This window comes from Rhodopirellula baltica SH 1 (assembly GCF_000196115.1).
Classification (GTDB): domain Bacteria; phylum Planctomycetota; class Planctomycetia; order Pirellulales; family Pirellulaceae; genus Rhodopirellula; species Rhodopirellula baltica.
In genome coordinates this window covers 1,660,984-1,676,455 of sequence record NC_005027.1, presented here as the reverse complement: position 1 = coordinate 1,676,455, position 15,472 = coordinate 1,660,984, and the positions used below count along the sequence as shown (strand labels likewise).

Annotated in this window: 12 protein-coding genes; 7 read left to right on the top strand and 5 right to left on the bottom strand. The window is 55.4% G+C overall.

Features of this window, described 5'->3' with window-relative positions; all coding sequences use genetic code 11:
- Positions 1-45: 45 nt before the first annotated feature.
- Positions 46-1,278: a bifunctional glutamate N-acetyltransferase/amino-acid acetyltransferase ArgJ gene (gene argJ, locus RB_RS06405; RefSeq protein ID WP_011119260.1), complete on the bottom strand. Its 1,233-nt coding sequence runs from the start codon at positions 1,276-1,278 to the stop codon at positions 46-48.
- A gap of 197 nt (positions 1,279-1,475) precedes the next feature.
- Here argJ and RB_RS06400 point away from each other — a divergent pair, with 197 nt between their 5' ends.
- Positions 1,476-2,480, top strand: a complete 1,005-nt coding sequence (locus RB_RS06400; RefSeq protein ID WP_164921623.1) for an ABC transporter ATP-binding protein — start codon at positions 1,476-1,478, stop codon at positions 2,478-2,480.
- Complete coding sequence (locus RB_RS06395; protein ID WP_011119258.1) at positions 2,480-3,463, top strand: ABC transporter permease subunit; 984 nt, start codon at positions 2,480-2,482, stop codon at positions 3,461-3,463. Before RB_RS06400 ends, RB_RS06395 begins: the two co-directional genes overlap by 1 nt.
- A gap of 89 nt (positions 3,464-3,552) precedes the next feature.
- On the opposite strand, the gene RB_RS06390 is transcribed toward RB_RS06395, so the two are convergent.
- The 3 genes from RB_RS06390 to RB_RS06380 all read right to left on the bottom strand — a co-directional run bounded on the left by RB_RS06390 (position 3,553) and on the right by RB_RS06380 (position 9,184).
- Positions 3,553-5,772 (bottom strand): putative bifunctional diguanylate cyclase/phosphodiesterase, encoded by a 2,220-nt coding sequence (locus RB_RS06390; protein WP_011119257.1) that lies wholly within the window; start codon positions 5,770-5,772, stop codon positions 3,553-3,555.
- Positions 5,769-7,763, bottom strand: coding sequence for an Hpt domain-containing protein (locus tag RB_RS06385; protein WP_164921622.1), 1,995 nt, complete (start codon positions 7,761-7,763; stop codon positions 5,769-5,771). Before RB_RS06385 ends, RB_RS06390 begins: the two co-directional genes overlap by 4 nt.
- Before the next feature lie 413 nt (positions 7,764-8,176).
- Entirely contained in the window at positions 8,177-9,184 is a 1,008-nt protein-coding gene (locus tag RB_RS06380; protein WP_007328804.1) for a PP2C family protein-serine/threonine phosphatase, read from the bottom strand.
- 319 nt (positions 9,185-9,503) lie between these two features.
- Between RB_RS06380 and RB_RS06370 the strand changes: the two genes are divergently transcribed.
- A complete protein-coding gene (locus RB_RS06370; protein ID WP_164921621.1) occupies positions 9,504-10,724 on the top strand; it encodes an endonuclease/exonuclease/phosphatase family protein in 1,221 nt (406 codons plus the stop codon).
- A gap of 92 nt (positions 10,725-10,816) precedes the next feature.
- Here the strand turns inward: RB_RS06370 and RB_RS27865 are convergent, their stop codons facing one another.
- Complete coding sequence (locus RB_RS27865) at positions 10,817-11,281, bottom strand: FKBP-type peptidyl-prolyl cis-trans isomerase (protein ID WP_173401914.1); 465 nt, start codon at positions 11,279-11,281, stop codon at positions 10,817-10,819.
- A gap of 276 nt (positions 11,282-11,557) precedes the next feature.
- Between RB_RS27865 and RB_RS06355 the strand changes: the two genes are divergently transcribed.
- The 4 genes from RB_RS06355 to RB_RS06340 all read left to right on the top strand — a co-directional run bounded on the left by RB_RS06355 (position 11,558) and on the right by RB_RS06340 (position 15,280).
- On the top strand, positions 11,558-12,376 hold the full coding sequence (locus tag RB_RS06355) for a sugar phosphate isomerase/epimerase family protein (RefSeq protein ID WP_007328799.1): 819 nt from the start codon (positions 11,558-11,560) through the stop codon (positions 12,374-12,376).
- A gap of 63 nt (positions 12,377-12,439) precedes the next feature.
- Positions 12,440-12,889, top strand: a complete 450-nt coding sequence (locus RB_RS06350) for an RbsD/FucU family protein (protein ID WP_007328798.1) — start codon at positions 12,440-12,442, stop codon at positions 12,887-12,889.
- A complete protein-coding gene (locus RB_RS06345; protein ID WP_011119251.1) occupies positions 12,886-14,418 on the top strand; it encodes an SLC13 family permease in 1,533 nt (510 codons plus the stop codon). The genes RB_RS06350 and RB_RS06345 overlap by 4 nt, the downstream gene beginning before the upstream one ends.
- Positions 14,336-15,280 carry an SMP-30/gluconolactonase/LRE family protein gene (locus tag RB_RS06340; protein WP_011119250.1) on the top strand — a complete coding sequence of 315 codons (945 nt, stop codon included), beginning with the start codon at positions 14,336-14,338 and terminating at the stop codon, positions 15,278-15,280. The genes RB_RS06345 and RB_RS06340 overlap by 83 nt, the downstream gene beginning before the upstream one ends.
- Positions 15,281-15,472: the final 192 nt, after the last annotated feature.

Below are 15,472 nucleotides of genomic sequence, written 5' to 3'. Positions count from 1 at the left end.
GTAACGGAGGGCGGTGAGAGCGATCCTGCTTTCCCCTCGCACGAATCAGGTCGTGTACAGCGAGTTGAATCGCACGTAGGCCTCAGTCAGATCGCTGGCCCAGAACGATGCCTTGCCGGGACCGTCGCCGACGGTCAAATCGGCCAGCACTTCCGAATTGGCTTTCATCGATTCGCTGAGTTTGGCCGCGTCAATTGAAAGCGGCGTTCCGTTCTCGAAGACTGTCACACCATCGATCACGAGACTCGTTCGTTCGGGCTCTATCTTTGGGCCTGCGTATCCGGCGGCCGACACGATGCGTCCCCAGTTTGGATCGCCGCCAGTGATGGCTGTTTTCACCAATGGACTGGCCGCAACCGTTTTGGCGATCACGAAAGCGTCTCCATCATCGGCGGCTCCGGACACACGGACTTCAAAGAATCTCGCCGCACCCTCGCCGTCAGCGACCAACATCTTCGCCAGCTTCAACGCGACCTGCGTGGCGGCTTCTTGCCAAATCTTGAGTTCATCTGAGTTGAACTCTTTTGCGTCTTCCGACACCGACATTCCCGTGCATACCAACATCACCGTGTCGTTCGTGCTGGTGTGCCCGTCCACACTGACGCGATTGAACGTTCGGCCGGCAATTTGCTTCAGCGATGCCTGAGCGGCATCAGGCCCGATGGGCGCATCCGTCATCACGACACCCAACATGGTTGCCATGTTTGGAGCGATCATTCCGGCTCCTTTGCACATCGCCGCGATGCGAAATTGCTGACCGCGGATGGTCACCGTCTCGCTGACCGTTTTTCGGAATTGATCCGTGGTGCAAATTGCATCCGCAGACGCAATGAAATCCGACTCTGCGTCGCCGAGCTTTCCGGCGGCGGCCTCGATCCCGGCCCGGACTTTTTCCATCGGCAACGGTTTCCCGATCACCCCCGTGCTCATCACCATCACATCGGCCGAATCACAATCGGCCAACTTCGCGGCCAAGTCACACATCGTTTTTGCGTTCTGCATGCCTTCGTCGCCTGTGCAAGCGTTGGCGTTTCCGCTGTTGGTCAGCACCACGCGTCCGGTCGACGTTGGCGTTTTCGCCCGAGTCAGAACGACCGGTGCGGCAACGATTTGATTGGTGGTATAAACTCCCGCCATGACCGAGGGCCGATCGGTGACGATCAGTGAAACGTCCGGCTTTCCGCTGGCTTTGATACCGGCCGCCACGCCGGCAAAACGAATTCCCTTAGGAAGAACGTGCGAAGTCGTCGGGTCGTTCTGCGGTGCGGTATCCGTCATGCTATTCAGTGAGTTGGGTTGGTGATCGGGATGTGGGTGAGGCGTTGTTGACAGTGATCGACAATGCGTTGCCAGCTTTCAGGTTGCCTGGCTGTCATTTGCCACGCTTCCGGGGTGCAAGGCGTCCGGTGGGATTCAATGCCTCGAACGTTGATCGTCCAAGTTTCGTACTACCAAACAGTTTCCACAAGTCGCCAGTGAACGCCGTTTTGAAACCGTCCGACGCAGCAATGCCAGACCCCAATCCCGACGATTTGGTTCGTTGCGAGCATCTGACCAAACGCTATGGCGACTTCACGGCACTTTCAGACTGCACGCTCAACGTCCGGCGTGGCGAAGTGTTCGGGTTGCTGGGGCCGAATGGTGCGGGAAAAACCACGCTGATTCGGACATTGCTCGGATACCTGTATCCGACTTCGGGTCGCTGCTCCATCGATGGATTGGACCCAGCGGATGATCCGGTTGAAGTTCGGCGTCAAGTTTCGTACTTGCCAGGTGATGCTCGATTGCCACGTCATATGCGGGGCAAAGGATTGCTGAACTTCTTTGCCGAGATGCATCCGCTCGGAGATCGAGAGCGCTCGTTCGCCGTCGCGGAACAATTGGAACTCGACCTCACCCGCCGAGTTGCGTTCATGTCGACCGGGATGCGGCAAAAGCTCGCGTTGGCCGTTGTCCTGGGGCCTCGCACGCCGCTACTGATTCTCGATGAACCGACCGCCAACCTGGATCCGACCGTTCGAGCGACCGTGCTGGATCTCGTCTCGTCCGAACAAGCAATGGGTCGAACGGTGATGTTCTCATCTCACGTTCTCAGCGAAATCGAGCAAACCTGCGATCGAGTTGCTTTTTTGCGGAAAGGCCATTTGGCTCACGAGTTGGCGCTCGAGGATCTTTTCCAACGTCATCGCGTGACCGCCCGGCGTACCGATGCATCAGCGAGTGAAATACCGATCCCCAGCGACCTCGTCGAATGGATTGGCGGGATCAACCAAACCGAAAATCGAATTCAAATCAGCACCGCCGGCGACTTGGCTCCCGTTTTGCCGTGGTTGGCGACACTACCGATCGAACAAATTCGTATCGAGCCGTTGGGATTGCATGCGATTTATCAGTCAGTCCACATGGGAGAAGAACTTCCGCGATTGCAACCAAAGGCTTCGAGCGAAACTGACTCACCAATGTCCGAAGGAGTGCACTGATGCATTGGCGTGACATTGGGATCGACCGAATGCTGATCCGAAAATTCATTGGGCAATCCAGTTTGCTATTCTCCGCGTTGGCGGTGACCTTGTTCGCATTCGGTTGGGTTCGAGTGTGGGTGGTCAAGCTGTTGGATATGGGTCAGTTCCAAACCATCTTGGAACAGTTCCGCGATTACGAGAAGTTTGCACCGATTGAATTTGATGCCTTGTTCACGTACTCGGGACGCGTCGGCATGACCTTCGACGAACCGATTGTGATTCTATGCACCGTGGTTTGGTGCATCGCTCGAGGCAGCGATGTGGTCAGCGGCGAACTTGGGCGTGGCACACTTGAGATGCTGCTCAGCCAACCGGTCAGTCGGGCTCGTTTCATGTTGTCGCATGCAGTGGTCAGCATTGGCGGACTGGTCGCGTTGTGTTTGGCTCTTTGGGCCGGCATGGGCGTAGGCGTCCACGCGACAACGCTGACGGAAGTCGTTCCACCACCCTCGGTACGCGTGCCGTTTTTTGGTTTTGAATTGCCACTGACGGACGACGCACCCGTCGAACAATCGTTCCCCATGAGCGACCGAGTCGATCTGCGGACCTACTCTTCGTCCGTCTTTCAATTGTTCGCGTTTGGATTCTTTCTGCTGGGGCTGAGCGCCTGCTTCAGCAGCCTGGATAGATACCGATGGCGGACGATCGGTGCGGTGATGACCGTGTATGTGATTCAGCTAATCATGTATGGGCTGGGAAAGGCCGCCGAATCACTATCGTTTCTGCAGAGCATGTCGTTCTTCAACTGCTACAAACCTCAGCGAATGACGTCCCTGGTTCGCGACGGTGACCTTTGGTCTCCTTGGAATTTGTCAGTTCCAATCGAAGACGGTTGGCTGCCACCGTTGGGATATCCGCTGCTGCTAATCGCATTGGGCCTGATTTGCTATGGCGTCGCGTTAGTAGTTTTTACCCGTCGTGATCTTCCTGCACCGTTGTAAGCAAAAACAAACACGCTCACGCATCTAAAAGCCATGACTCAACATTTCCGCAGCCCCGTCAGACGATCACTCGTTTGCGAAAGCCATTCTCACAGCCAGCGGTGATTGATCAATTCGCTTGCACATTCTGGTTTCACCGGCTGCGAGAAGTAGAACCCTTGGACGAAGTGACAACCCAAGTCCTGCAAACGTTGAAGCTGAGCCAACGTCTCCACTCCTTCGGCGACGACGTTCAGTTCCAGACTTTTGGCCAATGCAAGAATCGATCGAATGAGCGATGCGTTCTTTTCTGAGTCAAACATTGACTCCACGAAAGAACGATCGACCTTCAAAATGTCCAGCGGCATTCGATGGAGATACGACAAAGACGAATACCCGGTCCCAAAATCGTCAATGCCGATCGTCAAACCAATCCGTCGCAGTTGATGCAGCAATTCGATCGTACTTTCGGGGTCCTGCATCAGGAAGCTCTCCGTCACTTCCAGCTTCAAACACTCAGGCTGCAATTTTGTTTCTTCGAGGGTCTCCGTCACCGCCTCGACGAAGCCCGTTGATGACAATTGCCGTACTGAAACGTTGACGCTGATCATGATCGGTCGACCAAACTCTTCTTGCCACTGCATCGCTTGTTGGCATGCCTTGCGAAGCACCCACTTGCCGATCTCGATGATCAGCCCGTTGGATTCAGCGATCGGAATGAACGTGTTGGGCGACACCGTTCCGTGTTCCGGATGCTCCCAACGCAGCAAAGCCTCAAAGCCAGCCGTCTTCCCATCGCACAGCTGAACCATCGGTTGATAGAGCAATGCGAGTTCGTCTCGTTCGAGCGAATGTCGCAATTGCGAACCGAGTTCCAAACGCAACATGTTTTCGGCCAACATGTCGTCATTGAAGATCGCGTACGGCAATTCCGACTGATTCTTCGCGAAGTACATCGCCGTGTCGGCACGCACCAGCAGTTCTTCTCCGGTCGCTTGTGGAACGGATGATTCTGGATCGAATTCCGAAACAACAATTCCCATGCTCGCCCGCGTCAAAATTTCGCGATCGCCTACTGGGAACGGTGCCCGCATCTTGTCATGCAATCGCATTGCGACGGCGACCGCTTCGTCAACATGCCGTATGTTTTCCAGCAAAACCGCGAATTCGTCGCCGCCCATTCGAGCAATGATGGCGTCGGACTTTCGCAGCGATGTATCGAGTCTCGAAGCGATACTGACCAGAAAATCATCGCCCGCATCGTGTCCAAAGTGATCATTGACCAATTTAAAATCATCGACATCCATGAAGATGACGGCAAACCGGTTCTGAGGATTGCGAGCCTGATGGTCGACGCACCGCTGGACTCGATCGTTGAATAGCATCCGATTGGGAAGCCCCGTCAACGCATCGGCGACTTTGCCTTCGGTGATGTCGGTCAGTGAACCAGCAATTCGATACGCGGTGCCGTGAGAGTCCTTGACCGCCAACCCTCGACACAACATCCACCGATAGGTTTGGTGGCCGTCTTGCATCCGCAGTTCAGTTTCGAAGTGGTCGGTCTCACCGCACAGGTGAGCCTCCAGATCCAACTGCACCCGGCGGCGATCTTCGTGATGAATCAAATCCATCCACTCGGAACCATGCGGCGTCCATGAGACACCATCCAAACCGACCATGCTTCGCCAGCGCGGCGAAAGGTACAATTCGCCGGTCACGAGGTTCCAATCCCACATTCCGTCGTTGGTACCGCGAGCGGTCAGGGCATAGCGTTCTTCACTCTGCCTGAGACGCTGCAATGCGGACTTCAACTGCAACTGTGTCGAAATTCTAGCGATGGTGACGGCGGGATCCAGTGGTTTGCAAACGTGGTCGTTTGCTCCGGCATCGAACGCCCGCACGATTTCATTTTGGTCGCTCGCGGACGTGACCATCACGATTGGCAAACGACTCAAGTCCATCATTTGACGAAGCAACCGTGCCGTTCGGAACCCGTCCAAATCCGGCAGGTCGACATCCAACAACACCAAATCAACGTGCTGTTGCTGAACAATCACAATTGCTTCTCGTCCCGTCGCAGCGGGCAGGACACGATACTGCCGGTACTGCAGCATCTGCGTCAGTTTTTCGCGAGTCTCCTCGCATCCTTCCACGACAAGGATCGTTTGCGGGTCACTGCCCCGAGACCGAGCCGGTGTTTCGGCACTGCCATACTGATTCTCCGTCGAATCAAACGTTGCATTCGCGGCACCAATGCTGGTGAAGGCGAGATTTTCGACCGATTGCAATGCCTGCAGATCATTCACTGGGTTGGGTGAAAACGTGCTCACAACGTTTCCTCCAACAACGACTGCATCAAATCAATCGTCTGTTCGACCCGATTGGACAACGCCGACAAACACGTCCGAACGCCTTCGTTGTTCTTCGAAATCGCGTGGGCGGTCAATTGAGATGTCAGTTCAGCGACCGCGGTCATCGAATGATCTTTTGCTGCACCCGACATTTGATGGGCCAGCCGAGTCACCGTTTCCAAATCGCCACGGTCCGCCGCCGTTTGCATCTCATGCAAACGCATCGGCATGGAAGAACACATGACTTCCATCACGACTGCGGACAGAGCTTTGTCTCCACCGCACTCCTTCTGCAAACCCTCCACGCTCATCAACAACGACGATTCGATGGATTCAGGTTCCGTGGTCGCTTCACGATCAACCGCTACGCGGGAGACAACGTTCGCGGGCAAATCAATCTGCGAGACAACGACGGGATCGGTGTCGGCTTGCGCGTGCAACGAACCAGAATGACACTGAAGACATGAATCGGATTCATCAGGCTCACCCGTTTTGGTCGCACCAATCAAGGCGGTGCGTAGACAGCTTTGGCGAATCGGTTCGGAAACCGTCCAAACCCAATCGGGTGCACGTAGCCGATGATGAAAGTTAGATTGGCAAGTCGTCCCGCGCGACTGAATGCGAATGTTCGCGGACGTGGCCAAGCACTCCAAGGTCTCTTTCGACAACGTTTGACGCGTAGCAAAGATGGATTCGTCGATCAGGATCGCATCGAAGTTCCGTCCCATCTTCTGATTGATGCGAATGCGTTGCAAAGCGACATCCAGTTCGTCGCAGGTAGACGAAGCAATTCGCCAACCCGCCAAAATCTCGGTCAACGCGTCGCGTGTCGCCGTGTGTGCGGTCACGATCAACACCCGAGTGTTCTCACCAAGCACCAATTCCGGGTGTTGGCTGGATCGCAAATCGGTGTCCTCGACCAACGTCGTGTCAAAAGCAACTTCGAGGCAACCGGACGGCAAAATCCTTGGTTTCAGATCGCTGTGCAATCGTTGTGCGTAGCGTGAAGCGATACGCCATTCGGACGGATACATCTCGGGCGACAAAGCATTCGCACCATTCGATGCGAAAGAATGACGTGCAACTTGAATCGCGAAGGTGGTTCGCTTTCCATTCTTGGAAGCAATCAACTTCACATCGCCCCATTCCGAATGCGATGCAGCATGATGCAACAAGTTCGCCAAGACGCAGTGGATGGTTTGCAAGTTGCCTCGAACGACGGCAGGCAGATCGTGACCGATCTGCACGGTGATTCGACGACCGGCTCGATGGATTTCTGAAGCGGCCGACTCAGCCAAATCCTCCACCAACTCACACAACCGGAAACCTTGCCGTCGATCTTTAAGCGTCTGCAGTTCTAGGTCTGCCGCAACTTCGCCGTCCAGGTTGCACTCGGATTCCAAATTCACCAAGTGCTCGATCGTGTCACATAAAGCGTTCGTCATGCACGGGGAGTTGCCTGCACGAATCGATTCGCGAATCCGTCCGAGCGCCCATCGGACTTGGTCACACAACTCGCCAATTTGGGACTCCTTCGAATCGGCGCGAGCGTGTGCCAATTCGATCGCGGCGGCATTCTGTGACTGAGTCGCGGTGAAGTCGTGAACAGTTCCCAGCCATTGTTCCAAGTGACCGGCTGAATTGCGGACCGGGACCAGTGTTTCCACAATGGTTCGTCGTTGCCCCGCGATCTCGATATCCGTTTGGCACTGACTGATCGGCAAATGCCGCGAAAAATAGTCGGCAAACATTTGCCCGCTGGTGCTCTGCGGCGAATGCCACGGCACGATTTGCGTCGGCGTGTGTTCCGATGAACCGCCGATCAATTGAAGATCTTTGATCGATTCAACGGCAAAGATCTGCAAGAGATCATCGCTCGCGTCCAGGAGTCGTCCTGTTTCGTTGAGTCGATAGAGACCGGTCGCACCCGGGCGTGCCAATGAGAGGTCGATTCGATCGGGCGAAGACATGGAGAGAATCAGACGGGGCAAAAGGAAATGCAATCCGACTCCATCGGGTCAGTGAAGAACCCGGGGAGTCGGATTGCATTTTTGGGGCACGCTACAAACATGCCTGCCTTTTTCGGGGGGAACGGGACCTTCGCCGATCAAATTGAAGACAAGAGTTGGACCCTCCTGAGTCAATCCGAAGAACCCGCACAACCCGATCGCCTTGCCTCACCGATGTACAGTCACCGCATCCTCGCATTCCAAGATCGGACTAACAAAATCGGTCCAAAGCGGATCTCCGGAATCCGACCGAACGCGTGGTGATTTCACGCGTCAGGGAGTTCCCTGATGCACAATTGCCTCGCACGACTGAACGGCCGCTCAGCCTTCGAAAGCTAATCGCCCGTCAAACGAATCGCCGTCTGGCTCACTCGTCATTCCGACTTGGAACGCTCATCCGGCAAAGTGTCTTCGTTGGCAAACGATTGCAATTCTTCCAGGCTCATCGATTCCGATAAATCGGGTTGCAAATCGCTTTCGTCGTCCAGCTGAACCAACGGCACTGAACGCGGCAAATCTCCATCGCGAACTGACCTTCCGTTTCCGTCTGGACGGCTGACCACGACGGTGATGTTGTCGATCCCACCGGATCCGTTTGCCAACGCGATCAAGTGGTCTGCCATCTCATCCACGTCATCTCCGTATTGCTGCACGATGGACAGCAGCGTCGCGTCGTCGATGTATCGAGTCAGTCCGTCACTGCACAGCACCACCGTATCGTTCTTTTGCAACTCAACTCGTCTGACTTCCGCGATCAATTCATTGTGGCCGTGACCACCGAGCACGTTCCAAAGCACGTTCGACCAACGACTGCTCGCTTCGTCTTCCGGTTTCATGCCACCCGCATCCACCAACTGTTTCGCCAGCGTATGATCAGTCGTCAATTGCTCACACTTGCCGTCGCGGACCAAGTAGCAACGACTGTCGCCTGCGTGCACAACATACATGCGAGGCCAGACGAGATAGGCCAGTGTCAAAGTTGTTCCCATCCCGCGATGCTCGGTCGCATCCTGCGCTTCGGCAAGCAACTTCGTGTGAGTCTGTTGCAACAAAGCTTTCAATGATTCAATGAACGCTTCGTCGTGGTCTTCATCCAGATGCAAAAACCAATGGATGTTGTTGAGCAACTGCGAGATTAAATGATCGACCGCCAAGTTGCTTGCTCGCCGCCCCGCCGCGTGACCACCCATGCCATCGGCGACCACCAAGAGCTCACCACTTCGACCGCCAAATAACATGCATTCTTCATCCAACGCCAAACTGGTGGAATGAATTTGCATGGACTTCCGCAACTCAGCGATCAAGAACTGATCCTGGTTGTCTTTTCGACGTTGACCAACATCGGTTCGTCCGGCGGCACGAATGGAAGATTCTGTATTCACTGGATCCCTGGAAACTCTGGCCTGATGCGGTCACGCCCATGGCATTCGAAACGATGCAATGCGAACTGCAAAGCAAACCGCAACGTTGCTCACCACACCACTCATTACGTCTCGTTCCCGACAAGGTTCCATCGACGCGAGACAATCGCTGTTCCCTATCGCCGATGGTTCAGGCGTACGACAACTGCAATCCGCAGACCGTTGCGGAAAGCAACTTTGAGTGCGAGCAAAGCACTCATTGCAACGCAGGTGCTGCCCTGCGAAAACGAATGGCCCCTGGACTCACCAGCATTGTAGCGTCCCCCCGAGTAGGTGGTTTATGAATTTGCGTCTCGCTGTGACGGTTTTTGTCACGTCGCTCGCGTTGGTTCCCATTGTGACCCGCGGCCAAGACATCCCGCCCACCTCCGTCTCATCGACAACCGAAAAACTCGTGGAGAAATCAACCGAAACCATTCGCGTCGCATCTTTCAACGTTTCGCTTTACGGAAAGCAAGCCGGCGAAGTTGCTGAGCGCTTGCTCGCTGGTGATGACTCGCAAGCAACCGATTTGGCGACTGTCATCCAGACAGTGCGACCGGACATCCTGCTGTTGTGTGAAATTGATCACGAGCCCGATGGGCGAACCCTCAATGCGTTTGCGGATGGCTACTTGGCCAAGGGCAACGCTGCAATCGATTACCCTCATCGCTGGTCCATCCCCACCAACACGGGACTCTTAGGAGACCTCGATTTGGACTCTGACGGCGACGTCGAATTGCCAACCGATGCCCACGGTTTTGGCCAGTATCCCGGTCAATATGCGATGGCTGTCCTCAGCCGATTTGAAATTGATCGGGATGCGATTCGAACCTTTCAAACAATCCGCTGGTCAACGATGCCCGGAGCCCTAAAACCGGTCGATCCAGTCACGGGCCAACCCTACTACAGCGACACGGTTTGGCAATCGTTGAGGTTGTCGAGCAAGAACCACGTGGACGTTCCAGTCTCAATCCCCAGTTCGACGAGCCAACCATCCGCGGGCGTTGAACCATCAAATCACCGTGTCTTGCATTTGTTGGCCAGCCATCCGACTCCGCCGGTCTTTGATGGCGATGAAGATCGCAACGGTAAACGCAACCATGACGAGATCCGGTTTTGGGACGAATACATTTCCGAACCGGAAGCTGAATGGATCGTCGACGACCAAGGGTTCATGGGCGGATTGAAGAGCGACTCCTCCGCGGATGCGATGTTCGTGATCGCGGGCGATTTAAATTCGGATCCGAAGCAAGGCGACAGTTTGCGGAGCGGCATCACAAACTTAATCAGCAACCCTCGCGTTCGAGACGCGATGCCGACGAGTTCACAACACGGGATCTCCACGGCGAAGTTTGGCCGCAACGAAATTCGCGTGGACTATGTGCTGCCATCCAGCAACCTCCATGTCATCCGTTCCGCTGTCGTCTGGCCTGACGCACAAACCGACCTGGGAAAACGTGTCCGAGCCACTGACCACCGAATGATTTGGATCGATATCGAGCGACCAAGCCCGCGGTGAGCCCGCAAACGTTGCAGGCTGTCCAATGAATCAGGCGGTCCGAAACGTTCGAACAAACACGCTTCAGTGTGCGGCGAAGAAAGCGAACTCGTCTAGCGAACGTCGTGCAGTTCCACTTTGAAGTGCAACGTCGCATTCGGTGGGATTTCCGGTGGGCTGCCCATGACTCCGTAACCAAGTTCGGACGGAACTTCCAATTCGATCATGCCGCCTTCACTGACCAATTGAACGCCTTCGGTCCAAGCCGGGATGACGCTCGATAGATTGAACTTGGTTGCTTCGCGGCGATTGTAGGAGCTGTCAAATTCGCGACCGCTGTCCAACCATCCGACGTAGTCCACCGTCACAAAACTTTCCGGTCCCGGATTGTCGCCCGAGCCCTTTCGCAAGATGCGGTACTTCAATCCCGAATCGGTTGTCGTGAACTCGGTCGGAGCGTCTGGGTCCTCCGGTCCTGGTGAACTGGATCGCGCGGAAGGATTGCATCCCATTGGCAAGATTGCGAAAGCCAACACCAAAACCAGAGAAGCCTTGGAGAATTTGGACGGAGGATTCATCGTATCGATCGGATTGAAAGTGGAGCGAACGGTAAGTGGTGAGCCGGAAATTGGTGTCAGGTGCCTTCCGTGCAAATGAGCCGATCTGGCAACCGCAGCCTGGCAAATCTTTTCCGGACCGTTCCTAAGAAGCACGACTGCGACGAATCCTTCTTCGCTCTGGCGAGCGATTTTTGTTGCACGTCTGCCATCTTGGGGCGTGACAGCCTACATTGTCAGACCGTGACAGGACCAGATCCCGACCCAAAACTCTAGAATCGAAGACAGCCCTGAATCATGCCTTTCCGTTACGCAATCTGCAACGAAACGTTCGGTGACATGCCCGTGGAAGATGCCCTTCGCTTGGCAAAGGACGCGGGTTACACGGGCTGGGAAGTGGCCCCATTCATGTTGTCCGACGATATTTCGTCGTACTCGAAATCCGAGCGTCGCACCTATCGCGATCAAATGACCGAAGCAGAAATGCAGTGCGTCGGGCTGCATTGGTTGCTTGCCAAGACCGAGGGCTATCACCTGACGACGCGGGACGCGATCACTCGTGCGAGCACGACTGCCTATCTGTGCGATTTGGCGGAATTGTGTGCCGACTTGGGTGGCAAAGTCATGGTGTTGGGCTCGCCTCAACAACGCAATCGCACCGAAGGCCAATCCATCGAAGAAGCGATGGAAAACGCGGCGGAAGTCCTCCGCGGTGTCGTCCCGGCACTCCATTCCCACGGCGTTCGAATCGCACTGGAACCACTCGGACCGGCGGAAGGCGACTTTCTCAACACCGCGGACGAAGGCGTTCGGCTTGCTGAAATGATTGACGATGACCACATCGGTTTGCATCTGGACGTCAAAGCCATGAGCAGCGAATCCAAGCCAATCGAAACCGTCATTCGCGAACATGCCGATTCGATGATCCACTTCCACGCGAACGATCCCAACCTGCTCGGCCCCGGCATGGGCGATGTGCCGTTTCAGCCCATCATGAAGGCGCTGTCTGACATTGATTATGACGGTTGGGTCAGCGTCGAAGTCTTCGACTATTCGCCGGGTGCGGAAACCCTGGCTCGCGAAAGCATCGCGAATCTGAAGAACAGCATTGGCTAAAGCCAACCGCCCGAACAAACATTCATCCCCACTTTTGAAACCACACTGACCGAGGCTCTTCCCATGCTTTTGTCCAACTTGATTCACCCCGAGATTTCAGCCGTCTGTGCCGCAGCCGGTCACCACAGCACCATTTTGATTGCCGATGGAAACTACCCCGCGCTAAACAAACGTGGTCCCAACGCAAAGCTGGTGAGCCTGAACCTGAGTCCCGGTTTGGTGTCATGCGACCAAGTCCTGAAAGCACTGCTGTCGGCGATTCCGGTCGAAGCCGCGATGACCATGCAAACTGAAGCCGATGGCCCTTACGCTCTCGATGGCGATCCGCCGGTTTGGGAAGAGTACCGCAAGTCATTCAAAGAAGCCGGCAGCAAAGTCGAATTGCAACCGCTCGAAAAATGGTCTTTCTACGACCACGTGATCACCGATGACCACGTCCTGACGATCCAAACCGGCGACCAACAACGCTATGCCAACCTTCTGCTCACCCTCGGTGTGCGGATGGATGGATGAACTTCGATAAATTGTCCCGCTGGATGCTACCGATAGCGCCATTGGTTGCTGTCGTGATCGCATTTTTCGCGAATCGCAATGGGCTCTCGGTACCCGCCACAATGTGCGCCGGCGTAGCAATTGTCTGCGCGTTGTGGTGGATCTTTGAATGCCTGCACATCGCCGTCGTGGGACTGTTGCCGTTCGTGGCATTGCCAACGCTGGGAGTCGTCAGTCACCGCGAGGTGGCCGAAGCGTACGGGCACACGATGATCCTGTTGTTGCTGGGTGGATTTTTGCTTTCCGCGGCGATGGAACGCAGCGGTGCTCACCGTCGAATCGCGATCAACATGGTCAAATTGGTAGGCGGTCGAGGCGGGAAACGGCTAGTCTTGGGGTTTATGCTGGCCACCGCGTCGCTTTCCATGTGGATCAGCAACTCCGCCACCGCGTTGATGATGCTGCCGATCGCTCTGGCCGTTCTATCGCAAGCTGACGATCCCAAGCTCAGAGTTCCGCTGCTGTTGGGGATTGCCTATTCGGCCAGCGTCGGCGGCATGGCAACTCCGATCGGTACGCCACCCAACGTTGTTTTCATGGGCGAAATGGAAACGAAGTTCGGCGTCGAGGTTCCCTTTGGCACTTGGATGATGTTCGGTTTGCCAGTCACGATCATCATGCTGCCGATCATCTGGTGGTGGCTGACTCGAAAGATCGATGACGTACGTCCGGTATCGATGCCTTCGATGGATTCGATCGCACGCAACGAAGTCTATTTGTTGATCGTCTTCGCCGTGACCGCGTTCCTTTGGGTTTTCCGAACCAGCCCCTTTGGTGGATGGACGGGGTTGTTGCCCTGGGACGGCACCATGATCGGTGACGCGACGATCGCATTGGCCGCATCGCTTTTTCTATTCATCTGTCCGAGCGGACTGAACGACGGAGAGCGACTGATGGATTGGAACACCGCCGCGAAAATTCCTTGGGGCATTCTGATCATGTTTGGCGGCGGGATGGCGCTCGCGATTGGATTTGATCAGTCAGGTTTGAGCGTCTCGATTGGGCGACAACTCGCGTTTCTGAAGGAAGCACCGCCATGGTTGATCGTCCTGTCGATTTGCATGCTGGTCACCTTTTTGACGGAGATCACCAGCAGCACCGCGACCGCGATGTTGCTGCTTCCCATTTTGGCGGCGTTGTCTTTAGAAGTCGGACTACCGCCCGAATTGTTGATGCTTCCAGGAACGATCAGTTGTTCCTGCGCGTTCATGTTGCCGGTCGCGACGGCTCCCAATGTCATCGTCTTCGGTGCGGGAGGCATCCGCACCGACGAGATGGCTCGCAACGGTTTGTTCCTCAACTTGGTCGCGGCCGTTGTGATTACGATGGTCTCCCTCACCGTCGCGGGCATGGACTGGATGCCGCGATTGGACATTGTTCCTCCGGTCCCTGAAAGTGAATCAACAGATGAATCCAATGCGTCGGCGGTTATTGGCATGGGTCGCAATCACCTCGTCCTCCATCCTCAGTTGCAACCTCTACGCGGATGACACTGAGTCTCATGCTGCGAACACCAAGCCCGCTTCTGTTGTTCAACCAGGAGCAAAGCTGAAAATGATCGGTGAATCGTACAAGTTCACCGAAGGACCGACGGCAGACAACGACGGAAACGTCTATTTCACCGATCAACCCAACGATCGGATCGTTCGCTACGACGCGAAATCAGGTGAATTGGCCGATTGGTTGTCGCCTTGCGGACGCAGCAACGGATTGTTCTTTGTCGCCCCTAATCAGTTGATCGCCTGCGCCGACGCCAACAACGAGATGTGGTCGATCAACCTGAACGACAAATCACATATGGTCTTGGTGGACTCCGTGGACGGTCGTCGTTTCGGCGGCCCCAATGATTGCTGGGTCGACACCGATGGAACGATCTACTTCACCGATCCTCTCTACAAACGACCGTATTGGAAGCACACGATCCCGTCCGACAACCCTCGCGGCGTTTATCGACTTTCACCGGACGGCAAGCTGTCTCAAGTCGTTGATGATTTGGTTCAGCCGAACGGCATCATCGGCGACTCGGAAAACCGCCAACTTTGGATCGCTGACATCGGCGACAAGAAGACCTACCGCTACGACATCGCCGAAGACGGATCGCTGACTAACCGCAAACTGTTTTGCGACATGGGAAGTGACGGGATGGCGCTTGATCAAGAACGCAACCTGTACCTGACCGGCGGCGCAGGAGTGACTGTCTTCGATGAGAAAGGCAACAAGCTAGAGACGATTGCCGTCCCCAAAGGCTGGACCGCCAATGTGACGTTCGGTGGCGAAGGACATCGTGAGCTGTTCATCACCGCAAAAGAAGCGGTGTACACGATTCCAACGCGAGTCAGCGGATTGCGTTGAGTGACGCTTGGACGCGATCACCAGGGTCCGTGACGCTGATGTTTCAAACGTCGACGCGGGCGAGAGAGTTCGCCCGCTTGGTGCGGAGATTCGCCTGCGTTGTGACAGGTGAGGCTTCCAGGAGGGAATCGTCGGGCTTGGAAGCCCAACTTACGGGCAGAGATGCCTTCTAGGCATCTGGACGATGCCGGC